The sequence below is a fragment of the Kocuria sp. SL71 genome, assembly GCF_026672465.1.
GTDB classification, from domain to species: Bacteria; Actinomycetota; Actinomycetes; order Actinomycetales; family Micrococcaceae; genus Kocuria; species Kocuria palustris.
This window is the reverse complement of sequence record NZ_JAPPRE010000001.1, coordinates 1,996,512-2,019,519: the sequence shown is the minus strand read 5'-3', so window position 1 is coordinate 2,019,519 and position 23,008 is coordinate 1,996,512. Positions and strand designations below refer to the sequence as shown.

Below are 23,008 nucleotides of genomic sequence, written 5' to 3'. Positions count from 1 at the left end.
CCAGCCCGGGATGGATCTCGGCTGTCCGGGTCTCAGCGCTGGCAGCGCGGGCAGAGGTAGAAGGGGCGCTCGCGGGCCGGCGCCTGCAGGCCGGTGCGGGGATCGCGCTGACCGGCGGCATCGTCCCAGGTCCGCTTGAGGATCGGCGTCCCGCAGCGTCGGCACGGCCGGCGCTCACGGCCGTAGACCCACAGCTGCCTGCCGGGCCGCGGATCGCCCGTGGTGACTCGGGGGCCGCTGTCGCGGTTGCGCAGCAGCAGCTCGTGCGCATCCTCGACGATCGCCTGCAGATCCGGAACATCGGCCACGGGCGTCTGCGGAGCCAGGCGGTGCAGGAACAGCAGCTCGCAGCGGTAGATGCTGCCGATCCCTGCCAGCCTCGACTGATCCATGAGCGCTGCGGCGATCGGGCGATCGGGGCGCTCCAGCAGACGGCGCACCGCCTCCTGCAGGTGCTGCGCGGACCACTGCGGTGCCAGGAGGTCCGGGCCCAGGTGCCCCACGAGCCGGTCCTCCTGCTCCCGGGCCACGATCACGAGCTGCTGGACGGAGGACGCGGTGGCCCGGGTCCCCGCGGTCTCGAGCACGGCACGGATCGTGTGCTTCGGCCGGGCGCGGCGCTGCGATCGCGCGCTCGAGGCGCCGGGCCGACGACGGCCGGGGGAGTCCGATCCCGCCGCGAGAGGGTCGAGGTCCTCGATCTCCCATCGGCCCTCCATCATCAGATGCGAGTGCAGCGTGACCGCGCGGGCACCGGTGCTCGGATCGGGCCCGATGCGGATCAGCAGGTGCTTGCCGCGCGAGACCGCCTCCTGGACGGTGCGCCCGGACAGATCGACGGTGGCCAGCGCGGGGACCCGGAGGTCGCTGCGCAGCAGCTGCCGCCCCGCCAGCCCGGAATGCAGGGCAGCGGCCGCGCGCCAGACGGAATCCCCCTCAGGCACGGCGGATCCGCAGGCCCTTGGGCGTGGTCGAGAACCCGGCGGCGACCAGGGACTCGCGCACCGCGGTCTCCAGCGCGCCGTGCCCGAGGGCGGGCATGCCGTTGACGCGCTCGACCGTGAGCTTCTCGGCGGCCCCTGCGCGCACCACGTCGGCGATCGGCGGGCCGATCATCCGCAGCCGCTCGGGGTCGTCGTCGAAGACCAGGGCGGTGCGCCCGCCGCGCTCCAGGTAGAGCACCGGATCGCCGTCCACGAGCGCGAGGATCGACCCCGCCTTGCGTCCCGGCCGGTGCCGCGCCGCCGTGGTGGACTCGGTGCTGTCGTGCGAGTCGATCGTCTCCGGCCAGGGCAGCGTGGCGCCGAACGGGTTCGCAGGGTCGGTCGCGGCCAGCGCCAGCACGACGGGCTCGCGAGGCTCGGTGCGCGCCTGCTCGTCGTCGGCGAAGCCGCGCAGCCGATCCACGGTGCCCGACTGCGCGAACTGCGCGGCCCCCAGACCCTCGATGAAGTAGCCGCGCCGTGCGTGACCGGCCTCTTCGACGGCAGCCAGGACCTTGTACACGGCGGAGAACCCGCCTGCGATGTCCTCGGCCTCCACCGCCCCGCGGGTCACCACGCCGTAGCGGTCCAGCAGCAGCTCGGCCGAGGCGCTCGCGCGCAGCGTGGGCTCGAGCGGCTCGGGGTCCAGCAGCGACCACCGCCCGGACAGCCCGGTGGGATCGCCCGCCTCCGCGGGCCCTGGGGTGCGCTCGGATGACGGCCGCGACAGCCCCGCGTCCCGGGCCCGCAGTCGGGCTGCTCCGCGTCTGCCTGCGGTGCGTCCTCGTGGGGTGCGCGGCTTCTGCCGGTGAGCGGCGGAGCCGCCCGCGACCAGGGAGCGCACCGGGGCGAACGTGTCATTGGTGACCAGCCCGGCCCACACGAGCTCCCACAGGGCGCGGGTGAGGGCAGGCATGTCCAGCCCGGGGATCTGCGAACGATCGTTCTGCTCGAGCACGGCGCTGCGCAGCTGGTGGCCGAACCGCGCGCCGCCATCGCCCATGACGGCCAGCAGCGCGGCCTGGACGGCGTCGTCGATCCCGGCGGCGCGGGCGCGCAGATCCGCTCGCGGAGGCAGGCTGAGCTGCTGCGACTCGGCCAGGTGGAGACTGATCCAGCCGTCGTCGCCGGCCAGCGAGCCCGCCCCGGACCACACGATCTCCCCGGAGGCCAGCAGCTCGTCGAGCAGCTCGGGCCGGTAGTCCTCGAGGCGCTGACGGAGCACGAGCGGCTCCAGCGCCGAGGCCGGCACCGCCACCCCCGCGAGCTGATCCACGACGCTGAGCAGGCCGTCCGCCCCGCGCAGGCGATGCCCCGGCCCGACCGACTGCCACGAGGGCAGGAAGCGGGCGTAGACCTCCGGGGCCACCGGCTCGACCTGCTGGCGCAGCGCGGCCAGCGAGCGTCGCCGGATCCGGTGCAGCACGTCCTTGTCGCACCATTCTGAGCGCGGCCCGCGGTGGTGTTCCTCCTGCCGGTCGGGGCGGAACTCGCCCTCCAGGACGCGGCGCGCAGCGCCCAGGCGCTCGAGGGTCCCGGCGACGACGGCCGGGCCCAGGCCGGTGCCCCGGGAGGCCTCGGCCACGGTGAACGGCCCGTGAGTGCGGGCGAAGCGCGCCACGAGGTCCTCGACCGGATTCTCGACCGGCTCCAGGAAGCTGAGCGGCACCCCGTGCGGGATCGGTGTGCCCAGTGCGTCGCGCAGCCGGGCGGCATCCTCGACCGCGGCGAGCACCTGCTGGCCCTCGCGCAGCAGCCAGAAGGCGCGACGCCTGCGCACCAGCTCCTCCGCCCACGCAGAGGCCTGCTCGGGGCTGACGGAGGGCTCGGAGGAGTCGTCCGAGTCCTCGACGGAGGCGTCCGCTCCGGTCGAAGCGGCCGGCCCGCCCGACTCCGGGCGCAGCCGAGCCGCGGCCTCCTCGAGGCTCAGCGGCCCGAGCAGCCGCAGCAGATCGGCCAGCCCCTCCATGCCCCGCAGTCGCCGGGAGGGGGTCAGGTGCTGCAGCTGGGCCTCGGTCTGGGCGATGACCTCGGCGTCGAGCAGCTCGCGCAGCTGGGCCCGGCCCAGCAGCTCGGAGAGCAGGGCGGTGTCCAGGGACAGGATCGCGGCCTTGCGCTCGGCCAGCGGGGAGTCGCCCTCGTAGATGAACTGCCCCAGGTAGCCGAAGAGCAGGGTGCGGGCGAACGGCGAGGGCGTCTCGGTGGTCACCTCGACCATGCGCAGGCTGCGCCGGTCGATCTGGCGGTGCAGCTCCTGCAGGGCGGGGACGTCGTAGACATCCTGGAGGCACTCGCGCACCGTCTCCAGCACGATCGGGAACTGGGGGTGCTTGCGGGCGACGTCGAGCAGCTGGGCCGAGCGCTGGCGCTGCTGCCACAGGGGCGTGCGTCGTCCGGGATCCCGGCGCGGCAGCAGCAGCGCGCGGGCCGCGCACTCGCGGAAGCGGGAGGCGAACAGCGCCGAGGACCCCACCCGCTCGGTCACGATCTGCTCGAGCTCCTCCGGGTCGAAGAGGAACAGCTCGGCGCCCGGCGGCTGGTCGTCGGTGGCCGGCAGTCGCAGGACGATGCCGTCGTCGGAGGCCTGCGCGGAGCTGTCCAGACCCCAGCGCTCCTCGAGCCGCGCCCCGACGGCCAGCGCCCACGGCGCGTGCACGGGCAGCCCGTAGGGGGAGTGCAGGACCACGCGCCAGTCCCCGAGCTCGTCGTGGAATCGCTCGATGACCAGCGTGCGGTCTGAGGGCACGTGCCCGACGGCCTCGCGCATCTCCGTGAGGTAGCGGTGGAGGTTGTCCTGCGCCCAGGTGTCCAAGCCGTCGGCGGCCAGCCGCTCGCGCAGCGCGGCCTCCGCAGCACCCGAGGCCTCGCGCAGGAAGCGGCCCTGCGCTCGACCGAGCTCGACGGGCCGCCCGATGCCGTCGCCGTGCCAGAACGGCAGCTTGCCCGCCTGCCCCGGTGCCGGGGTGACGAGCACTCGGTCATGGGTGATCTCCGCGATCCGCCACGACGAGGCGCCCAGGGCGATCACATCGCCGGTGCGGGACTCGTAGACCATCTCCTCGTCGAGCTCGCCCACCCGCTTGGGCGAGGAATCGTCCTGCCCGGCCAGGTGCACGGGGAACAGCCCGCGGTCGGGGATCGTGCCACCGGAGGTCACGGCCAGGCGCTGGGCCCCGGGGCGGCCGGTGAGCGTGCCCTCGTCCCGGTCCCAGACCACGCGCGGGCGCAGCTCCGCGAACTCGTCCGACGGGTAGCGCCCGGAGACCAGGTCCAGCACCGAGTCGAACGCGCTGCGCGGCAGTCCCAGGAACGGCGCGGCCCGGCGCACGGTGTCCCACCAGTCCTCGACGGGCACGGTCTCGGTGGCGCACACCGCGATCGTCTGCTGAGCCAGGATGTCCAGCGGATTCGACGGGATGTGCAGCGGCTCGACCCGCCCGGCCAGCATCTGCTCCACGGTCACGGCCGCGTCCAGCAGATCGCCGCGGTGCTTGGGGAACATCCGCCCGATCGAGATCTCGCCGACCTGGTGGCCGGCGCGGCCCACGCGCTGCAGCCCCGAGGCCGCGGACGGCGGGGACTCGATCTGCACCACCAGGTCCACGAGCCCCATGTCGATGCCGAGCTCGAGCGAGCTGGTGGCCACCACGCAGCGCAGGACACCGGACTTGAGGTCCTCCTCGATCAGGGCGCGCTGATCCTTGGAGACCGAGCCGTGGTGGGCTCGGGCCAGCAGGGGCGCTGCGCCTTCGTAGCGGTTGTGCTGCCGCTCGATCCCGCTGGGGTGGGTCGCCTGGCCGTCATCATCCGGTGCGTGCTCCAGCCGGAACGCGTGGATCTCGTTGAGGCGGGCGGTGAGCTTCTCGGCCAGGCCTCGGGAGTTGGCGAAGACGATCGTGGAGCGATGCGCCTCGACCAGATCGACCACCCGCTCCTCCACGTGCGGCCAGATGGAGGCGACGTTCGCCGGCTCGTCGGCGTCGTAGTTGGACTCCAGCAGCGAGCTCGATGCGGCGGGACCGCCCAGCACCGTCATGTCCGGGATGGGCACGCTGATCTCCAGGTCCCAGCGCTTGGTCGACTCCGGGCGCACGACGGCCACCGGCTCCCGCCCGCCCAGGAAGCGCGTGACCGTCTCGACCGGGTCGACGGTGGCCGAGAGCCCGATGCGCTGGGCCGGGCGCTCGAGAAGGTCGTCCAGGCGCTCGAGCGACACCGACAGATGCGCGCCGCGCTTGGTGCCTGCCACGGCGTGGACCTCATCCAGGATCACGGTCTCCACACCGCGCAGGGACTCGCGGGCCTTGGAGGTGAGCATCAGGTACAGCGATTCGGGCGTGGTGATCAGGATATCCGGCGGGGAGGCCAGCAGCGCGCGCCGCACGGCCTGAGGGGTGTCCCCGGAGCGCACGCCGGTGGAGATCTCGGGCGGCTCCAGCCCCATCCGGCGGGCGGTCTGCGTGATCCCGATCAGGGGCGAGCGCAGGTTGCGCTCCACGTCCACGCCGAGCGCCTTGAGCGGGGAGATGTACAGGACGCGCGTGGTGGCCCTTCGCTTGGACGAGGCGCTCGAGGCCTTCCTGCGCAGGTCGGATCCGGAACGATCGTTCGCAGCAGCAGCTTCGGAGGACGCTTCGGCTGAGGCGGCTGAGGCGGCTGAGGCAGCCGGCGCACCTGGGGCGGCTGAGCCGGAGCGGGGCCCAGCGGGCTGCGGCACGGCCGCTTGCGTGATCAGCCGGTCGATCGCCCAGAGGAAGGCGGCCAGGGTCTTGCCGGAACCGGTGGGAGCGACCACGAGGGCGTGCTCGCCTCCGGCGATCGCCTTCCACGCGCCTTCCTGGGCGGCGGTGGGCGTGGAGAAGGCGCCCGTGAACCAGTCGCGGGCAGCCGGCGAGAACGCCTCGAGCGACGAGCCCGGCGCGGGGCGTCCGTCCGAGGGCTCCTCGTCTGCGGGGAGCCCTCGGACCTGGGCAGGTGCTGCGCGCTCGGAGGGCTCAGGCACCGAAGCCCTTCACCTGCAGCTGCCCGATCTTGGGGTTGCCGCAGGCCTGGGTCGAATGGGCGATGCTCAGCGCCTCCGTGCTGCCCGGCGGGTAGACGATCAGCGCGGAGGTCTCGTGCGGGTTGCAGACCTGGCCGTAGGAGCCGGCTCCCGTCTCCTGCAGGCCCGCCGAGGCGGACAGGCCCGGCTCCACGGTCACGGGGGCCCGGCCTCCGGCGCGCGCGAGGCCGGGATGCCGATGGGCTGTCCCGCGGCGTCCGCGTAGGAGACGCCCGGATAGCCGGACAGGACGCACGGCTGCGAGCCGGTGTTGGTGAGCACAAGTTGGTAATGCACGGCGCCCATCCCGGCATCCACCGGCTGCAGCGATCCCGACAGGGAGGAGGCGTCGCACGCACCGGCGGCAGCGGGCTGTGCGGCGGCGCTGCCCTGCTCGGCCTGGGCGCCCTGTCCGGTGTCCTGCTGCCCGGTCGCCTGCTCGGCGCCCTGCTGCGCCGAGGATCCGTCGGCCTCTGCCGAATCCTCCGCGGCAGGGGCCTCCTGCGCGGTCTCCTCCCCGGCAGCGGTCTGCTCGGCGGAGTCGCTGGCTGCGGCCGAATCGTCTGCTGACGGCTCGGAGGGCTCCGTCGAGGGGGAGGCCGAGGGGTCCGCGGCGGACTCGGAGGACGTGGACTGCGAGGCGGAGGAGGAGGAGGCAGAGGGCTGCGCCGAAGCGCTCTGCGAGGCCGAGCCGGACGGGCTGTCGGCGGCGTCCTGGTCGTCGCCCGAGCCGCCGCAGGCGCTCAGGGCGAGCAGCGCGGCCAGGGAGAGCGCGCTGAGCGCGAGGGGGCGGGTGCGAGTCGACATGAGGAGCCTCCTGCTGAGGTGTCGCGGGTCCGAGCCGACGTGGTTCGGGCCTCTATGGAGCCATCGTAGGCCGGGCCCCGACAGCACAGCGGGCGGCCCCGGCAATCGCGACCATGCCGGTGCGGCTCCCGAGGCGCAGGTGCGCCGCAGGGGCGTCAGCGCGCCTCGGGCAGCGCCGAGCGCATGACCTCGGCCAGGGTCCGGCCGGAGGCGTCGGTCCCCTCGCGGATCTGGGTACGGCAGGAGAAGCCGTCGGCCACCACCAGGGGGTCGGGCCCCGCCGCGCGGATCTTGGGGAACAGCTCGCGCTCGCCCAGGGTTCGGGAGACCTCCAAGTGGCCGGGTTCGAAGCCGTAGTTCCCGGCCAGACCGCAGCAGCCGCCGCCGACCATGTCCACGTCCACGCCCAGGCGCTGCAGGACCTCGAGCTCGGCGTCGTAGCCGATCATCGACTTCTGGTGGCAGTGCACCTGGCACACGGCGTCGCGGGGGCCGTCGTCGTCGAGGGTCCCGAACGGCCAGTCCCCTCCCTCGGCGAGGTGGCGCGCGGTGAACTGCCCCAGGGTGAGCGTGCGCTGGGCGAGCAGGGCGGCGCGGGGGTCGTCGGGCAGCAGCTCCGTGATCTCGTCCTGAAGCATCACCGTGCAGGAGGGCTCGAGCCCGATCACGGGGTATCCGGCCTCCAGCAGCGGCTCCATGACACCCAGGGTGCGGGTGACCTCTCGCTTGAGGGCCTCGAGCTGGCCGGTCGAGTGCCAGGTCATGCCGCAGCAGACGTTGCCGCCGGGCATGAGCACGCGGTAGCCCATGGCCTCGAGGACCTCCACGGCGGCCTTGCCGGGCCCGTCGTCCATGAAGTTGGTCCAGGAGTCCGGCCACAGCACCACCGACGGCCGCCCGTCCGGCGCGTCGCCGGGCCGGGTCGAGAACCACTTGGTCAGCGGCTGGTCGGCGAAGCGGATCATGTCCCGCTGCGCCTCCACGCCGCCCAGGCGCATGACAGTCTTCTGCAGCGGCCGCACCCGCATGGCCGTGTTGACCAGCGACGGAGCGCCGGGCACCAGGTTCATCAGGCGCACGAGCACGGGCAGCCAGCCCATGGTCAGATGGGCCATGGGGCGTCGCCTGCGGCCCACGAAGCTGCGGATGCCCTCGCCGTAGTGGTGGTGCAGGAACTCGGACTTGTAGGTGGCCACGTCCACGTTGACCGGGCACTCGGCCACGCAGGCCTTGCAGGACAGGCAGCCGTCGAGGGCCTCGAGGGTCTCCTCGGCCTTCCAGCCGTCCTTGAGGTGCTCCCCGCGCAGCATCTCCGCCAGGGAGCGCATGCGCCCGCGGGTCGAGTGGACCTCGTCCCGGGTGGCCTGGAACGACGGGCACATGGCGCCGACATCCGAGCGGCAGGCGCCCACGCCCACGCATCGATTGACCGCGCCTGCGAACGAGCCGTTGTCGTGGCTGAAGGCGTGCACGGGCTTCAGGTCGAAGGTGCGCGCCCCGGGGCCGGGGCGGATGCCCTGGTCGATCGGCTCGGGGTCCACGAGCACGCCGGGGTTGAAGAATCCTGCGGGATCGAACGCGCGCTTGAAGGCGGCGAAGGCCCGCAGGGCCTCGGGGGAGTAGATGATGCCCAGCAGCTCGGAGCGGGCCCGGCCGTCGCCGTGCTCGCCGGAGACCGAGCCGCCGTAGTGCCGCACGAGCTGCGAGGCCCGCTCGATGAACTCGCGGTAGCGGGCCACCCCGGCCTCGGTGCCGAAGTCGAACGAGATGCGGATGTGCACGCAGCCCTCGCCGAAGTGCCCGAACGGGATGCCGCGCAGCTCGAGCTCGTCGAGCAGCGCATAGAGATCGCGCAGGTAGTCGCCGAGGTTCTCGGGCGGCACGGCGGAGTCCTCCCAGCCGGGCCAGGCCTCGCCGCCGTCCGGCAGGCGGGTGACGATCCCTGCCGAGGCCTCGCGGATCCGCCACAGGCTGCGGGTGCGCGCAGGATCCACCACGACGACGGCCCCCTGGACCTCGGCGCGGCCCGAGGACTCCACGATCCCCTCGAGCTGCTGGGCTCGGGCCTGGGCCGCCTCCACGGTCTCGCCGCCGACCTCGCAGTACAGCCAGCCCCCGCCCGGGGGCAGCTCGGACCCGGCGGTCTCGTTGCCGGGGCGCGAGCGCAGGGCGTCCAGCAGGTCCCCGCCCATGCCCTCGATCGTGGTCACCCCGCGCACGCGCAGCGCCGGGGCTGCGTGGGCCGCGGCGATCGCGTCCGCGAAGCTGAGCACCGCCAGGGCGGTGGCCGCCGGCTTGCGCACGAGCTTCACGGTCATCCGCGTGATGAGCCCGCAGGTGCCCTCGGTGCCGGCGAAGGCCTTGGCGACGTCGAAGCCGTTCTCCTCGAGCAGGTAGTGCAGGCCGTAGCCCGAGACCTGGCGGGGGAACTGGCCGAGCTCGGTGCGCAGCATGGCCCGGTGCTCATCGCGCAGCGCGCTCAGGGTACGGGTCAGGGCGGGCCCTGAGGTCCCGCCGGCGCGCAGCTCGACTTCTCTGCCGTCGGCCAGCATGACGGTCACCGCCACGAGGTTCTCGGCCGCCGTGCCCCATGCCACCGAATGCGATCCGCAGGCGTTGTTGCCGACCATCCCGCCCACGGTGCAGCGCGCGTGCGTGGAGGGGTCCGGCCCGTAGGTCAGCCCGTGCTCGGCAGCCGCGGCGCGGAGGTCGTCGCAGATCACACCGGGCTCGATGTCCGCGGTCTCGGCCTGCGGATCGATCGACAGGACCCGGTTGAAATGCCGCGAGGTGTCGATGACCAGGCCGTCGCCGATCGAGTTGCCGGCCACGGAGGTGCCGCCGCCGCGGCTGATCACGGACCAGCCGCGCTCATGGGCCAGCGCCAGCAGGTCGCGGATCTGGCCGACCGTGCGCGGCTCCGCCACGGCGGCGGGGAGGCGACGGTAGATCGAGGCGTCCGAGACGTAGGCGGCGCGGGTCGTGAGGTCCTCGCGCAGCAGGCTCGCCGCGCGAGCCAGCTGATCCTCCGGGGCAGTGGTCATAGTGAGGGTCTCCCGCTCACCACTCCGGGGCGATGGTGATCTCGGCACCCTCGAGCGACTCGGACCACTCGACCTGGCAGGTCAGGCGGGAGTCGTCGTGGCGGGTGTCGTCGAGCATGTCCAGCAGGTCCTCCTCCTCATCTCCGATGGGGGAGTTCTCCTGCGTGGTCGCGAACGCGCCGTCCAGGTAGCAGTGGCACGTGGAGCACGAGGCGTTGCCGCCGCAGGTGGCGAGGATGGGGAACTTGTGGCGCGTGAGCGCCTCCATCAAGGACTCGTGGGACTTCCACTCGACGCCCTCGGTGCGGGCGCCCTCGCGGTCGGTCACGTTCACGGTGATGCTGCTCAAGGCTCTTCTCCTGGCGGCACGACGGGCCGCGTCGATCTCTGGGACTGTCCTCCAGTCTAGGCCCGGGGCCGACATCTCGGAGGCCGCGGGCCGGTGCGGGCAGGATGTGGGCGCAGGTGCGGCCCGAAAATGCCTGAAGGGCCCTGCTTCCCCGAGACCTCGGGGAAGCAGGGCCCTTCAGCTCTGCGCGGTGGCGGAGGGATTTGAACCCTCGTTGGCTTTTACACCAAACATCATTTCGAGTGATGCACCTTCGGCCGCTCGGACACGCCACCAGGCCCAAGATCATACTGGCGGGTGGGCGGTGCGCAAAATCGGCGGGGCCGGGTCGGGGCCGCTCAGTCGCGATGGGCCCGGAAGAACTCGGTGAGCAGTGCGGAGCACTCGCGGGCGAGCACGCCGCCGTGGACCTCGCTCCAGTGGTTGAGCTGCCGGTGGCGCACCACATCCAGGACCGAGCCGCAGGCGCCGGCCTTGGGGTCCCAGGCCCCGAGCACGATCCGCGGGATGCGTGCGAGCACCGCCGCCCCGGCGCACATGGTGCACGGCTCGAGCGTGACCACCAGGGTGCAGTCGTCCAGTCGCCAGCGCCCCAGCTCCTCGGCGGCCTCGCGCATGGCCAGGACCTCGGCGTGGGCCGTGGGGTCGTGGTGGGCCTCGCGCTCATTGCGTCCGCGCCCGATGGCGCGGCCGTCGGGATCCAGCACGACGGCTCCGATGGGGACGTCGCCCGTGGACAGCGCCAGGCGCGCCTGCTCGAGGGCCTGGCGCATCCAGGCCTCGTGGACTCGAGTGCTGTGCATCGGGGGCAGTGCCACGGGCGGGACTCCTCCTCGGGTGCGCTCCGGCGCCTTCTGCGTCTGCGCCGCGGACGCGGCTGAATGCTAATTTTGCGTCATGCGCCTCACAGTTCTCGACCATCCGCTGGTCTCGCACAAGCTCACCGTTCTGCGCGATCGGGAGACCTCGTCCCCCGTGTTCCGCCAGCTCGTGGAGGAGCTCGTCACGCTGATCGCCTACGAGGCCACGCGCGAGGTGCGGGTGGAGCCCATCGAGGTCCGCACCCCCGTGAGCACCACGACCGGCACGGCGCTGAGTACGCCGCGACCGCTCGTGGTCCCGATCCTGCGCGCCGGTCTGGGCATGCTCGAGGGCATGACCCGTCTGGTGCCCACGGCGGAGGTCGGCTTCCTGGGCATGGCCCGCAATGAGCAGACCCTGGACATCGTCACGTATGCCGAGCGGCTGCCGGATGATCTCACCGGCCGACAGGTCTACGTCCTCGATCCCATGCTCGCCACCGGAGGCACTCTGATCGAGGCCATCCGCTTCCTGCGCCGGCGCGGGGCTCAGGACATCACCTGCCTGTGCCTTCTCGCGGCGCCCGAGGGGCTTGCCGCCATGGAGCAGGAGCTGGGCGACGACGACGTCCACGTGGTCCTCGCGACCGTCGACGAGCGCCTGGATGAGAACTCCTACATCGTCCCCGGTCTGGGGGATGCCGGCGATCGCCTGTACGGCGTCGTCGACTGATTCCCTGCGCCCGCCGCCCGGCGGCACCTGGGGTGATGCCCCAAACGCCCCTCGATGCCGAGCATCGAGGGGCGTCTCATTATCTGAGACTCGGTTGCCGATGTGGCAATAGGTCTTGACAGAGAGGGGTGGGTGAAAACACGAATACCGGTGAGTAAGTTGGCGCGAATGTCTCCCCCGGTCGCGCCGGAAGGCTGAAGTTGCTCCAGGAAACGCGCCAGACGGGGGTTGCGGGCGCACATAGGTGCGTTTACAAGTTATTAATCTCGGATAGTGAGACACAAGTCGGTATGTGTCTTGCGCAGAAGCTTGGAGCTGGCTGAGTATGGAGCCATTGCAGGAGCGCGCGACGCCGCCTGCCGGTCTCTCCGGCAGGTCAGCCGGGTCAGGGGAGAGAGCCTCTCGGTGCGGCGTCGGGCGTGCAGGCCCGGTCGAGACTCGGCCCGGCAGCGGCCCGTGGCAGGGTCGTTTCACAGCATGAGGAGCAGTCATGGCCGGAGCACCCGGGTATGTCCACATCTCGCAGCGAGCACGCACCGCCGCCGCGAGCCAGATGGCCGCCGGAGCAGGGGGCGCGGCGCCCAGGCGCCGTCGCCCCGGCGCCGTGGAGGCGGGCGGTGCGCCCCAACAGGTGCGCGCCGATCGACGGCTGAACCCCCAGGATCCGGGCGTGAGCTCGGAGGCCCGCGGCTTCGTCCTGTACGTCGGCCTGGGCGAGGCCAAGGCGGCCGCCAACGGCACCACGCTGGTGGAGATCGTGCAGCAGCTGCGTCGGTCGGTGGCCCAGATCGCCCCGGAGGCGGAAAGCTACGCGGCCGTGGCGCTGGCCCAGGCCGGTGCCCCGGGCGGGGACCTGCAGGTCGTGCGCAACGCCCTCGGCGATCCGACCGCGGTCGAGCCCGCCGCGGAGGCTGCCACGGCCCCGGTCTCGGCTCGCGACACCCGCACCACCCAGTCGGTCGGCGTGCTGATCGACCTCTCGCGCCGCGAGGTCATGCTGGACGGGTCGGTGCTGAACCTGACCTACAAGGAGTTCGAGCTGCTGAACTACCTCGTGGAGAACGGCAGCCGCACCGTGGGGCGCACCGAGCTGATCTCGAGCCTCTGGTCGGATGCCGACGAGACCCCCAACGAGCGCACCATCGACGTCCACATCCGGCGCCTGCGCTCCAAGCTGGGTCGCCTGGCCAACACGGTGCGCACGGTCCGCGGCCAGGGCTACCGGTTCTACGACCACCCCGAGGTCATCGTCTGGGCCGCGCCCGAGTACTCCATCTGAGTCGCGGCCGCATCCCTCGAGCCCCCTCGAGCCCCCTCGAGCCCCGTCCTGCCGGATCAGGACGGGGCTCGACTTCTGCCCGAGGCCTCCTCCCGCGGTGCGTGAGACCATGAGCCCATGACGAGCACCTCGGAGACCACGGGCCCGGACGAGCGCACTCTGATCCTCATGCGCCATGCTCAGGCGGACGCCGGGTGGGGCGTGGCGGACTTCGACCGCCCGCTGGGCAAGCAGGGTCAGGCTGAGGCGCCGGAGGCGGGGCAGTGGCTGCTCGACAGCGGCGAGCTGCCGGAGATGGTCCTGTGCTCGTCCGCGCTGCGCACCAGGCAGACCTGCACCTGGGTCTCGAGCGTGCTGGGCGATCGGGCGCCCACCGCGAGCCTGTCCGACCGGCTCTACGAGGCCTCCGATCGGCAGGTCCTCGCGGAGATCTGCGCGACTCCCGAGCGGGTCCGCAGCCTCCTGGTGATCTGCCACCAGCCCGCGGTGCAGGAGGTCGCCATGCGCCTGGCCGCCCCGGATTCGGACATGGATTCGGTCATGGACCTCTCGGCGGGCTTCCCCACCGCGGGGCTGGCCGTCTTCCGGCTGCAGAAGCCGTGGGCCGAGCTCGACGGCGCCGACGCCCGCCTGGTCGGCTTCCGCTCGCCCCGCGGCTGATTGGCCTCAGTCGCAGTCCTCGGCGATCGGCGGGTAGGTGACCACGCCGTCGTCGGAGACCTCCGCGTGAGCGCCCCACATCCCCAGCTCGTGCAGCCGCGGCTCGGCCGTGGTGGACAGATGGCGCACGGTCCAGCCCCGCGCTGTGAGCGTGTTGGCGATCAGGGTCCGATGGCAGCGCCACGGCATCGGCTCTGCGCACATGATCGCCGTGGGGAGCCTGCGCGCGATCTCCACGAGCTGGGCGATGCCGTCCTCGTAGTCGTCGGTGAGCGTGTAGTCCGCGTAGTTCTTGAAGCTGCGGTTCTGCCAGCCGGCATTGAGCTCCTGAGGGATCTCGGGCTGCTTGCGCCGCCGGCCGGTCAGCTCCTGGAGGTGGTGGTACTCGATGCCCGCCTCGCCCAGCCACTCGGGCATCGCGTCCCTGCTGAACTGCGGGCTGCGCCGCGAGCCGGGCTGCGCCCTCACATCTGCGATCGCGCCGATGCCTGCGCTGTCCAGTGCCTCCAGGAAGACCCCCTGCTCGCAGACCCAGTGCCCGATGGTCCAGATCTCGTCGCAGCTCATGGGCCCACTGTAGGAGCCGCCGCTGCGCTGCAGCGGCGGCTCGGTCGTCGGGGACGTAGCGTGGGTCTTCGAGCAGCGGCGCACGACGACGGCTCCGCTTCCTGCACGGATGAGAAAGAGGATGAGCATGCGACAGGTGAGCTTCCCCGCGACCGGCGATCAGGTGGGGGTCGTGGGCTTCGGCGCCATGGGCCTGAGCTGGGCCTATGACCGGCAGGAGCTGTCCGAGGCGGCCAAGAGGGACGTCCTGCGCGCTGCCGTGGACGGCGGCATGGACTTCATCGACACGGCCACGCTCTACGGCGGCGGCGCCAACGAGGAGATCGTGGGGGCCGCGCTGCACGACCGGCGGGATGAGATCTTCCTGTGCTCCAAGGCCGTGCTGCTCGCCGAGCAGCTGGAGCCGCCCAGGACCGGACGCTGCGGGCGCCCGGACTACCTCCGCCAGGCGATCGACGACAGCCTGCGACGTCTGCGCACCGACGTCCTCGACCTGTACTACGTCCACCGCCTGGACCCGGAGGTCCCGCTCGAGGACACCTGGGGCGCGATGGCCGAGATGGTCCACGCCGGCAAGGTGCGCTCGATCGGGATGTCGGAGGTGACCGTCGAGCAGCTCGAGCGAGCCCAGCCGATCCATCCGGTGGCCGCCGTGCAGTCCGAGTACTCGCTGTGGACCCGCGACCCGGACGGCTCCGGAGTCGTCTCCGACGGCGATCCCGCCGGGGATGTCATCTCCTGGTGCCGCGACCACGATGCCGCCTTCGTGCCGTTCTCGCCGGTGGGGCGCGGCTACTTCTCCGGTGCGCTGACCGGCAGGACGTTCTCGGACAACGACTTCCGCGCCCGCAACTCCCGGTTCACGCCGGAGGCGCGCGCCGCCAACGATCAGCTGATCCTGCCGGTGCTCGAGGAGATCGCCCGCAAGCACGGCGTCTCGAAGACCGCGGTGTCGATCGCCTGGTCGCTGCTGCCCGAGCGGCAGGGAGGCTCGGTCATCACCATTCCGGGCACCACGAACCTGGAGCACCTGGCCGAGAACGCGCGCGCCGCCGAGATCGAGTTCGACGACGAGGACGTGGCAGCCCTCAACGGCATGCCCGCTCCCGCGCAGCCCCGCTACTGAGCGTCGCGCACCGAGGGGACGCATCCGACGCGTTTCGAGGCCTAGAAGCCGTCGGACGCGTCCCCTCGGCGGGGAGGGCGCAACGACGGGCGGGTCGGGATGCGAAAAGGCCCCGCCGGGCGTGCTGCCTGGCGGGGCCTCTGTCTCGTGAAGTGCGCCACGAGGGATTCGAACCCCCAACCTTCTGATCCGTAGTCAGATGCTCTATCCGTTGAGCTAGTGGCGCCCGGCCCTTGCGAGCCGTGTCCTGCTGAACGGTCTCCCGTCCTGCGAACGAAGTAAGACTGTACTCGCCCGCTGCGCTCGCGCGCAAATCGGCAGCGGCTCTCAGGACTCGGCGCGGCCCTGCCGCCAGTAGCCCATGAAGGACAGGGCGGAGCGGTCGATCCCGGCGCCGTCCACGCACATGCGGCGCCAGGCCTTGATGCTGGCAGCCTCGCCTGCCAGGAACACATAGGTGCCCTCGGAGGAGGCCTCGGCCAGGGACCACTCGCGCTCGGCCGGCTCGGGCGTCTCGGCGTGCTGCGGCCGGCTCGGGCGCTGCCCGGCCAGGGCCTCGTCGACGATGCTCGTCTCGAGCCCCAGCAGCTCGCCCAGTGCGCGGGCGCCGGGCTCCCTGAGCCGTGTCTCGGGATCGCGCGTCAGCATGTGCAGGCTCAGTCCGTGCTGTCCATCGGGCGGGGTGCGGGGGAGGGACCTGTCGGGGTAGGAGGAGACGTCGTGGTCGTCCGGGACCTCGATGATCACGTCGGCGCGCAGGTCGGGACGGTCGCGGTGGAGCTGCTCGGCGATCGACAGCAGCGCCGGCGCGGCGGTCTCGTCACCGACCGCGATGACCCGCTCGGCCTGCCCCGGGGCCCAGGAGCTCCACAGCGGCTCCTCGGGACCGGGGACCAGCAGGCACGCCGTGGAGCCGATCGAGGCGCGCGAGAACCACAGGCCACCGGGGCCGGCGTCGTGATCATGGAGGGCCACGTCGATCGCGATCTCGGGCACCCGCTGTCCGTCCAGGTCGATCCAGCGGCAGCTGCGTGCGGTGTACGTGCGCAGCCAGCCGCGCTGCTCGGCGGGAAGGGCGAACCACTCGGGAAGGCCCTGGCTCAGGTCGGGGTGCTCGGCCTCGCGCCCGGGCGGCGGGATCAGCAGCTTGAGGTAGGCATCGGCGCAGGTGATCTCGGGACCCTCGCCGATCAGCGCGGGCGAGGCGCCGAGCAGGTCCGCTCCGGCCATCCGGACGCGGCGGAAGGTCGGGGAGAGGTCCTCCACCGAGGTCACGGACACCAGCGCGGAGATGGTCTGGGGGCCTTGTGCGGACGTGCGGGTCATGGGGCCTCCTGGGGGCGGTGTGCGGTGCGAACGGGTGCCGGGCGGGCCGATCAGACGACGACCTGGGCCCGCGGCAGGATCACGGGATGGCCCTCCATAGGATCGGGCATGACATCGGCATGCAGGCCGAAGACGTCGTGCAGCCGCTGCTGGGTGAAGACCTCCTCCGGCGTTCCCGCGGCCACGATCCGTCCGCCGGCCATGGCGATGACGCGGTCGGCCACGCGCGCGGCCAGGTTCAGCTCGTGCAGCACGGCGATCACGGTGGTGCGGGTGCCGTCCGGTCGGCGCAGGCCGTGCAGCAGATCCAGCAGTTCGACCTGATGGGCCAGGTCGAGGGCGGCGGTCGGCTCATCGAGCAGCACCACGGGAGTGTCCTGCGCCAGCACCAGTGCGATCCAGGCGCGCTGGCGCTGACCTCCCGACAGCTCGTCCACCCGGCGGTCGGCGAAGTCCTGCAGGCTGAGCATGGACAGGGCCCGGGCCACGGCCTCGTCGTCGCCGGCTGCCGGGGAGCCCCACCACTGCCGGTGGGGATGGCGGCCGCGGGCCACCAGCTCGGCCACGGTCAGGCCCTCGGGCACCACGGGAGTCTGCGGCAGCAGTGCCACATCGCGGGCGTAGCCCTTGGAGCGGACCTGGGAGAGCTCGGTGCCCTGGAAGGAGATCGTCCCGGAGCTGGGGGCCAGCTGACGGGACAGCCCCTTGAGCAGGGTGGACTTGCCGCAGCCGTTCGAGCCGATCAGCACCGTGGTCTCGTGCGGGCGGATCTGCAGATCCACGTCCTGCACGGCCAAGCGCTGGCCGTAGGCCAGGCTGAGCCCGCGGATGTCGAAGACCGGTTCGCTCATGAGCGCGCTCCTCTCCTCTGCTGGACCAGCAGCCACAGCATGACGGGGGCGCCCACGGCGCCCGTGATGACACCGGCGGGGAGCCGGGCGTCGCCGAAGGCTTCGGCGCCGATCATGTCCGCTGCGACCACGATCAGCGCGCCGACGGCCCCGCTGACGAGCAGCGAGACCCGCCCGCGATGCAGGGCCGCGGCGATCGGGGTGGACAGCAGGGCCACGAACGCCAGCGGGCCGCTGGTCGCGGTGGCGACGGCGGCGAGCAGGACTCCCAGTCCGAGTGCGGCGGCGCTCGTGAGGGCTGGGCGGGCGCCGAGGGCCGAGGCCAGCTCGCTGCCCAGCTCCGCGGGCTCCATGGCGCGGTGGAGGGCCAGCGCGGCCGGGATGCCGACCGCGAGCACGATGGCCACGACGAGGATGCGGTCCCAGGTCGCGAGGTTCAGCGAGCCCGTGGTCCAGGTGGCGGCGTCCTGCGCGCTCTGCAGCGACAGCCGCGCCATCACGAACGAGACGACCGCCCCGCCCAGAGCGGCGATGCCGATGCCCGCGAGCAGGAATCGCTCGCCCACGATGCCCACGGCCCCGCCGCCTCCGCGACCGCCCAGAGAGGTCGACACGAGGGCGATCAGCGCGGCGGCGGCGAACGCGCCGAGCAGCGCGGTCACGATCATGCTGGCTCCGCGCATGCCCAGGAACGCCATGCCCATCACGGCACCGGCGGCAGCGCCCTGCGAGATGCCGAGGATGTCCGGGCTGGCCAGGGGATTGCGCAGCACGCGGCGGAACAGTGCTCCGGCGAAGCCGAAGCAGATGCCCACGCCGGCGCCCAGCAGGGCCCGCGGCAGCTTGTCCTGCATCACGATGAACGTGGCGCCGGGGATGCGCTCACCGCCCAGGATCCGGAAGAAGTCCGGGATGGTGACGGTGTAGCCGCCGAGCAGCACGCGCACGGCCAGCATGATGAGCACCGCGAGGTACATGATCGCGATCAGGCGGCCCGTGCGGCGGGACTCGCGGCGGCGCATGGCGGTGATCTCCGAGGCGTTCACAGCGACACCCCCTTGCCGCGGCGCAGCAGCACCAGCAGGACGGGCACGCCCAGGACGACGGTCATGATGCCCACGTAGACCTCCTGGGGCGGTGCGATGACGCGGCCGATGACATCGGCCAGCAGCAGCAGCGCAGGGCCCAGCAGCAGGGACAGGACCACGATCCAGCGGTAGTCCCCGCCCACCAGACGGCGGATCGCATGCGGGATCAGCAGGCCCACGAAGGAGATGGGGCCGGCGGCTGCGGTGGCGGATCCGGCCAGGAGGACGACGCCGAGGAAGACGATCAGGCGCTGCAGGCGCAGGTCCACGCCGAGCCCGTGGGCGAAGTCGTCGCCCAGCGCCATGGCGTTGAGCCCTGAGGAGCCGAAGATCACCAGGGCCAGGCCCACCGCGATCAGCGGCAGCGCCGCGGAGAGGTCGGCGGCATCGGCGCGCGAGACGGAGCCGATGTTCCAGTAGCGGAAGCGGTCGAGGATGTCCGAGTGCGTCAGGACGATCGCTGAGGTCAGCGCGATGAATCCGGCGTTCACGGCGGCCCCGGACAGGGTCAGGCCCACCGGTGTGGGGGATGTGCCGCCGATCTGGCTCAGTCCGAAGACGAGCGCGGCGGCGACGAGGGTGCCCGCCAGGGAGGCGGCGCCCATCTCCCAGCTGGTGGCGGCGCCGAACCAGCCGAGGCCGATCACGATGCCCGCCGAGGCGCCGGCGTTCAGGCCCAGGAGGCCGGGGTCGCCCAGCGGGTTGCGGCTCACGCCCTGCAGCCCGGCGCCGGCGACGGCCAGCGCCGCTCCGACGAGGATCGCGGTCAGCGTCCGCGGGACCCGGCTCAGGACGACGGCGGTCTCGATGTCCGCGGTCGCACCGGAGTCCTGGCCCATGACCATTCCCGGAATGCGCAGGAGGACCTCCGACACGACCGCCGGGTCGACGGAGCGGCTGCCCAGGAACAGGGAGGCCAGCCCGGCCCCCGCCACGAGGACGAGGGCCGCGACCAGCGCGGTCCAGGGAGCCGCCCCGGCGACCCGGGGGCTCGTGCCGGCATGGCTCATGCGCTCGGGGATGCCTCTGCGTCCGCGCTGCCGCCCTCGAGGGTGGCGACGATCTGGGGCAGGACGGTCTCCAGGGCCCAGGGGAGGCTCAGCGGGGAGATCGCCGAGACGGACAGCGTCTCCTGCGCGTCGACCTGCAGCATGAGCTTGCCGTCGGCGACGGCCGGGATCTTGTTGAGCAGGTCATCGGACTCGATGGCCTGACGCACGTCCTCGGACATGGCCCACGAGATCAGGATGTCGGAGTCCAGCTCATCGGCGCGCTCCGGCGACCAGGTGATGAAGAACGACTCCGGGTCCTCGCCCTCCTCCTCGGCGACGACGGGGGCCTGCTCCATCTCGAGCGAGGACAGGAAGCGGGGGCGGTTGTCGATCGAGGTGTAGATCGAGATCTCGTCCTCGGCCTCCGGATCGACGGTGCCGTAGATGAAGGTCTTGCCCGAGAGCACCGAGTTGGCCTCGACGGCGTCGGCCAGCTGCCCCTCGAGGTCCGAGACGAGGTCGTCGGCCTGATCGTCCAGGCCCAGGGCCTCGCCCACGCCGCGGGTGGTGTCCTGCCAGGAGGTGCCGAAGGGCTGGGTGCCCTCCGGGTAGGCCACCGTGGGGGCGATCTCCGAGAGCTTGTCGTAGTCCTCCTGCGTCAGCCCGGAGTAGACGCCGAGGATGACATCCGGGTTCAGCGCCGCGATGGCGTCGAAGTCGATGCCGTCGGTCTCGGAGTACTGCTCGGGAGCCTCGCCGCCGACCTCCTCGAGCTTGTCGTCGAACCAGTCGGTCGAGCCGTTCTCGTTGCCGCCGAAGTCGATGGTCGGCATGCCGACCGGGACCACGCCCAGCGCCAGCGCGGCATCCTGGTTGGCCCAGGACACGGTGGCCACGCGCTCGGGGGCCGACTCGATCTCGGTCTCGCCGAAGGCGTGCTTGATGGTGCGGGGGAACTCGCCGCGCTCGTCGGAGCCGCCGGACGAGGAGTCGTCCGAGGAGCCGCCGTCGCCGGTCTGGCAGCCGGCGAGGGCGACGGCGCCGAGGCCGGTCAGGCCGGCGAGTGCCGAGCGCCGGCTGAAGCTGAGGCGGGAGAGCGCGGAGGGATTCGAATCGGACACGTGGAGCTCCTGTGGTGTGGAAGGCGGAAAGGGCGAATCCGACCGCCCGTTCAGCGCCGCATCGACGGCGGCAGGGCGCTGACCTCGTCCAGTTAAGGTAAGGCTTAGCTACCGGCGCTCGAGCATATGCCGCGCCGGTCGAGGCGGCAAGGCGGCGGTGATCTGTCACACGGCGCGTCGTGCAGTGCGTTGCGTAGACTGGGAGCACACCCGCAAGCGGCTGCTTCCGCGCGGACGCCAATGACGGCGCTCGCGCATCTCGACGATGAGATCCCCGGGGGCAGTGCGCGCAGCACCGGCCTCAACGAGGAGACACGTCCATGGCTCAGCAGCCCACCGACAACACCGCCGGACTGACGGCCGAGACCCGGGCCGCCCTGGATTCGCCGCCCACCACCCACGAGGGCCTGATCTCGTGGGTCCGCGAGATCGCCGAGCTCACCACCCCTGATCGCATCCACTGGGCCGACGGCTCGGAGCAGGAGTGGAAGCAGCTCACGGACGAGATGGTCGATCACGGCACTCTCGTGCGCCTGGACGAGTCCCAGTTCCCCAACTCCTTCGCCGCCTTCTCCGACCCGGACGACGTCGCCCGCGTGGAGGAGCGGACCTTCATCTGCACCAAGTCCGAGTCCGGGGCCGGACCCACGAACAACTGGCGCGACCCCTTGGAGATGAAGGAGACCCTGCGCGGTCGCTTCGCCGGCTCCATGAAGGGCCGCACCCTCTACGTCATCCCGTTCGTCATGGGCCACCTCGATGCGAAGCAGCCCATGTTCGGCGTCGAGATCACCGACTCCGCCTACGTGGTGTGCTCCATGCGCATCATGGCGACCATCGGCGACGACGTCCTGCGCCGCATGGAGGAGACGGGCTCCGGGTTCGTCGAGTGCCTGCACTCGCTGGGTGCGCCGCTGGCCGAGGGCCAGGAGGATGTGGCCTGGCCCTGCAATCCGGACAAGTACATCGTCCACTTCCCCGAGGACCGCGCCATCTGGTCCTTCGGCTCCGGCTACGGCGGCAACGCTCTGCTGGGCAAGAAGTGCTACGCCCTGCGCATCGCCTCGGCCATTGCCCACGACCACGGCTGGCTCGCCGAGCACATGCTGATCCTCAAGATCACCGACCCGCAGCAGAACACCAAGTTCATCTCGGCCGCGTTCCCGTCGGCCTGCGGCAAGACGAACTTCGCCATGCTCGAGCCCACGATCCCGGGCTGGAAGGCGGAGATGGTCGGCGACGACATCGCCTGGATCAGCTTCAAGGACGACCAGGCGCGCGTGATCAACCCCGAGGCAGGCCTCTTCGGCGTGGCTCCCGGGACCGGCTGGTCCACCAACCCGAACGCCATGCGCGCGGTCGCCAAGGGCAACACGATCTTCACGAACGTGGCCCTGACCGACGACGGCGGCGTCTGGTGGGAGGGCATGACCGACGAGGTCCCCGAGCACCTGACCGACTGGAAGGGCCACGACTGGACCCCGGAGTCTGGCCGCCCCGCAGCGCACCCGAACTCGCGGTTCTGCACGCCGATCAAGCAGGTCGACATGCTGGCCCCCGAGTACGACGATCCCGAGGGCGTGCCGCTGGACGCGATCGTCTTCGGCGGGCGCCGCAAGACCACCGTGCCGCTGGTCTCCGAGTCCTTCGGCTGGGAGCACGCCGTCTTCCAGGGCGCCACGCTGTCCTCCGAGACCACCGCCGCCGCCAAGGGCGCGGTGGGCGTGGTGCGCCGCGACCCCATGGCCATGCTCCCGTTCATCGGCTACAACGCGAACGAGTACCTGCAGCACTGGCTCAACGTGGGCGAGCGCCACGGCGAGGAGAACATGCCCAAGGTGTTCTACGTGAACTGGTTCCGCCGCACGCCCGACGGCGGCTTCGCGTGGCCGGGCTTCGGCGAGAACTCGCGCGTGGTCAAGTGGATCGCCGAGCGCATCGACGGACGCGCCGAGGGCCAGGAGACCCCGGTGGGAATCGTCCCCACTCGTGATGACCTGGATCTCGAGGGCCTCGACTACGATCCGGCCGCCATCGACCGCGCTCTGGAGGTCGACGTCCACGAGTGGGAGGCCGAGCTGCCCAGCATCGACGCATGGTTCGAGCGCCTGGGCCGTGTGCCCGAGGTGCTGATCGAGCAGTCGGAGGGGCTGCGCGCCCGGCTCTCGGACGCCCGCTGATCGGCCCACCCTCATCGAGATGCCACCCGTCCGGGGGACAGTGCTCGTGGGGGCATCGGTG

Annotated in this window: 18 protein-coding genes and 2 tRNA genes; 5 read left to right on the top strand and 15 right to left on the bottom strand. The window is 72.0% G+C overall.

The window, feature by feature from the left end:
- Positions 1 to 32: 32 nt before the first annotated feature.
- The 8 genes from OVA15_RS09105 to tadA form a co-directional block, all read right to left on the bottom strand.
- Positions 33 to 944, bottom strand: a complete 912-nt coding sequence (locus tag OVA15_RS09105; RefSeq protein WP_006213943.1) for a DNA-formamidopyrimidine glycosylase family protein — start codon at positions 942 to 944, stop codon at positions 33 to 35.
- Complete coding sequence (locus tag OVA15_RS09100; protein WP_268144465.1) at positions 937 to 5,985, bottom strand: ATP-dependent helicase; 5,049 nt, start codon at positions 5,983 to 5,985, stop codon at positions 937 to 939. The genes OVA15_RS09105 and OVA15_RS09100 overlap by 8 nt, the downstream gene beginning before the upstream one ends.
- Positions 5,978 to 6,184: a DUF4232 domain-containing protein gene (locus tag OVA15_RS09095; RefSeq protein ID WP_268144463.1), complete on the bottom strand. Its 207-nt coding sequence runs from the start codon at positions 6,182 to 6,184 to the stop codon at positions 5,978 to 5,980. The genes OVA15_RS09100 and OVA15_RS09095 overlap by 8 nt, the downstream gene beginning before the upstream one ends.
- Positions 6,181 to 6,831, bottom strand: coding sequence for a DUF4232 domain-containing protein (locus OVA15_RS09090; protein ID WP_268144461.1), 651 nt, complete (start codon positions 6,829 to 6,831; stop codon positions 6,181 to 6,183). The genes OVA15_RS09095 and OVA15_RS09090 overlap by 4 nt, the downstream gene beginning before the upstream one ends.
- Positions 6,832 to 6,986: 155 nt before the next feature.
- Positions 6,987 to 9,875, bottom strand: a complete 2,889-nt coding sequence (locus OVA15_RS09085) for an FAD-binding and (Fe-S)-binding domain-containing protein (protein ID WP_268144459.1) — start codon at positions 9,873 to 9,875, stop codon at positions 6,987 to 6,989.
- A 16-nt stretch (positions 9,876 to 9,891) separates the two neighbouring features.
- Entirely contained in the window at positions 9,892 to 10,224 is a 333-nt protein-coding gene (locus OVA15_RS09080) for a 2Fe-2S iron-sulfur cluster-binding protein (RefSeq protein WP_268144458.1), read from the bottom strand.
- 188 nt (positions 10,225 to 10,412) lie between these two features.
- Positions 10,413 to 10,499 (bottom strand) — tRNA-Ser (locus OVA15_RS09075).
- A gap of 63 nt (positions 10,500 to 10,562) precedes the next feature.
- On the bottom strand, positions 10,563 to 11,027 hold the full coding sequence (gene tadA / locus OVA15_RS09070) for a tRNA adenosine(34) deaminase TadA (protein ID WP_040560504.1): 465 nt from the start codon (positions 11,025 to 11,027) through the stop codon (positions 10,563 to 10,565).
- 94 nt (positions 11,028 to 11,121) lie between these two features.
- Here tadA and upp point away from each other — a divergent pair, with 94 nt between their 5' ends.
- The 3 genes from upp (at position 11,122) to OVA15_RS09055 (ending at position 13,696) form a co-directional block, all read left to right on the top strand.
- Positions 11,122 to 11,757 carry a uracil phosphoribosyltransferase gene (gene upp / locus OVA15_RS09065; RefSeq protein ID WP_006213935.1) on the top strand — a complete coding sequence of 212 codons (636 nt, stop codon included), beginning with the start codon at positions 11,122 to 11,124 and terminating at the stop codon, positions 11,755 to 11,757.
- Positions 11,758 to 12,247: 490 nt separating this feature from the next.
- Complete coding sequence (locus OVA15_RS09060) at positions 12,248 to 13,036, top strand: winged helix-turn-helix domain-containing protein (RefSeq protein ID WP_268144455.1); 789 nt, start codon at positions 12,248 to 12,250, stop codon at positions 13,034 to 13,036.
- Between the two features lie 117 nt (positions 13,037 to 13,153).
- The gene (locus tag OVA15_RS09055; protein ID WP_051452677.1) at positions 13,154 to 13,696 is read left to right on the top strand and encodes a SixA phosphatase family protein; all 543 of its coding nucleotides are present in this window, start codon (positions 13,154 to 13,156) and stop codon (positions 13,694 to 13,696) included.
- Between the two features lie 6 nt (positions 13,697 to 13,702).
- Here OVA15_RS09055 and OVA15_RS09050 read toward each other — a convergent pair whose 3' ends face one another.
- Positions 13,703 to 14,263 carry a DUF488 domain-containing protein gene (locus OVA15_RS09050; protein ID WP_241180301.1) on the bottom strand — a complete coding sequence of 187 codons (561 nt, stop codon included), beginning with the start codon at positions 14,261 to 14,263 and terminating at the stop codon, positions 13,703 to 13,705.
- Positions 14,264 to 14,384: 121 nt separating this feature from the next.
- On the opposite strand from OVA15_RS09050, the gene OVA15_RS09045 reads away from it, so the two are divergent.
- Positions 14,385 to 15,389 carry an aldo/keto reductase gene (locus tag OVA15_RS09045; protein ID WP_268144453.1) on the top strand — a complete coding sequence of 335 codons (1,005 nt, stop codon included), beginning with the start codon at positions 14,385 to 14,387 and terminating at the stop codon, positions 15,387 to 15,389.
- A 153-nt stretch (positions 15,390 to 15,542) separates the two neighbouring features.
- Here the strand turns inward: OVA15_RS09045 and OVA15_RS09040 are convergent.
- The 6 genes from OVA15_RS09040 to OVA15_RS09015 all read right to left on the bottom strand — a co-directional run bounded on the left by OVA15_RS09040 (position 15,543) and on the right by OVA15_RS09015 (position 20,767).
- A tRNA-Arg gene (locus tag OVA15_RS09040) sits at positions 15,543 to 15,615 on the bottom strand.
- A 101-nt stretch (positions 15,616 to 15,716) separates the two neighbouring features.
- Positions 15,717 to 16,715, bottom strand: coding sequence for a siderophore-interacting protein (locus tag OVA15_RS09035; protein WP_268144451.1), 999 nt, complete (start codon positions 16,713 to 16,715; stop codon positions 15,717 to 15,719).
- A 50-nt stretch (positions 16,716 to 16,765) separates the two neighbouring features.
- A complete protein-coding gene (locus OVA15_RS09030; RefSeq protein ID WP_268144449.1) occupies positions 16,766 to 17,566 on the bottom strand; it encodes an ABC transporter ATP-binding protein in 801 nt (266 codons plus the stop codon).
- Entirely contained in the window at positions 17,563 to 18,612 is a 1,050-nt protein-coding gene (locus OVA15_RS09025) for a FecCD family ABC transporter permease (protein ID WP_024289738.1), read from the bottom strand. Before OVA15_RS09025 ends, OVA15_RS09030 begins: the two co-directional genes overlap by 4 nt.
- Entirely contained in the window at positions 18,609 to 19,664 is a 1,056-nt protein-coding gene (locus OVA15_RS09020) for a FecCD family ABC transporter permease (RefSeq protein WP_268144447.1), read from the bottom strand. The genes OVA15_RS09025 and OVA15_RS09020 overlap by 4 nt, the downstream gene beginning before the upstream one ends.
- Positions 19,661 to 20,767, bottom strand: a complete 1,107-nt coding sequence (locus tag OVA15_RS09015) for an iron-siderophore ABC transporter substrate-binding protein (RefSeq protein WP_268144445.1) — start codon at positions 20,765 to 20,767, stop codon at positions 19,661 to 19,663. Before OVA15_RS09015 ends, OVA15_RS09020 begins: the two co-directional genes overlap by 4 nt.
- Positions 20,768 to 21,087: 320 nt before the next feature.
- Here OVA15_RS09015 and OVA15_RS09010 point away from each other — a divergent pair, with 320 nt between their 5' ends.
- On the top strand, positions 21,088 to 22,947 hold the full coding sequence (locus tag OVA15_RS09010) for a phosphoenolpyruvate carboxykinase (GTP) (RefSeq protein WP_024289741.1): 1,860 nt from the start codon (positions 21,088 to 21,090) through the stop codon (positions 22,945 to 22,947).
- The last annotated feature ends 61 nt before the right edge of the window (positions 22,948 to 23,008 follow it).

What these genes read in the sequence shown, in the direction of transcription:
- OVA15_RS09055 (WP_051452677.1), top strand. Translation starts at nt 13,154, where the DNA reads ATGACGAGCACCTCGGAGACCACGGGCCCGGACGAGCGCACTCTGATC.
- OVA15_RS09010 (WP_024289741.1), top strand. Translation starts at nt 21,088, where the DNA reads ATGGCTCAGCAGCCCACCGACAACACCGCCGGACTGACGGCCGAGACC.
- OVA15_RS09085 (WP_268144459.1), bottom strand. Translation starts at nt 9,875, where the DNA reads ATGACCACTGCCCCGGAGGATCAGCTGGCTCGCGCGGCGAGCCTGCTG.
- OVA15_RS09090 (WP_268144461.1), bottom strand. Translation starts at nt 6,831, where the DNA reads ATGTCGACTCGCACCCGCCCCCTCGCGCTCAGCGCGCTCTCCCTGGCC.
- OVA15_RS09045 (WP_268144453.1), top strand. Translation starts at nt 14,385, where the DNA reads ATGAGCATGCGACAGGTGAGCTTCCCCGCGACCGGCGATCAGGTGGGG.
- OVA15_RS09050 (WP_241180301.1), bottom strand. Translation starts at nt 14,263, where the DNA reads ATGAGCTGCGACGAGATCTGGACCATCGGGCACTGGGTCTGCGAGCAG.
- OVA15_RS09035 (WP_268144451.1), bottom strand. Translation starts at nt 16,715, where the DNA reads ATGACCCGCACGTCCGCACAAGGCCCCCAGACCATCTCCGCGCTGGTG.
- OVA15_RS09060 (WP_268144455.1), top strand. Translation starts at nt 12,248, where the DNA reads ATGGCCGGAGCACCCGGGTATGTCCACATCTCGCAGCGAGCACGCACC.
- tadA (WP_040560504.1), bottom strand. Translation starts at nt 11,027, where the DNA reads ATGCACAGCACTCGAGTCCACGAGGCCTGGATGCGCCAGGCCCTCGAG.
- OVA15_RS09030 (WP_268144449.1), bottom strand. Translation starts at nt 17,566, where the DNA reads ATGAGCGAACCGGTCTTCGACATCCGCGGGCTCAGCCTGGCCTACGGC.
- OVA15_RS09020 (WP_268144447.1), bottom strand. Translation starts at nt 19,664, where the DNA reads ATGAGCCATGCCGGCACGAGCCCCCGGGTCGCCGGGGCGGCTCCCTGG.
- upp (WP_006213935.1), top strand. Translation starts at nt 11,122, where the DNA reads ATGCGCCTCACAGTTCTCGACCATCCGCTGGTCTCGCACAAGCTCACC.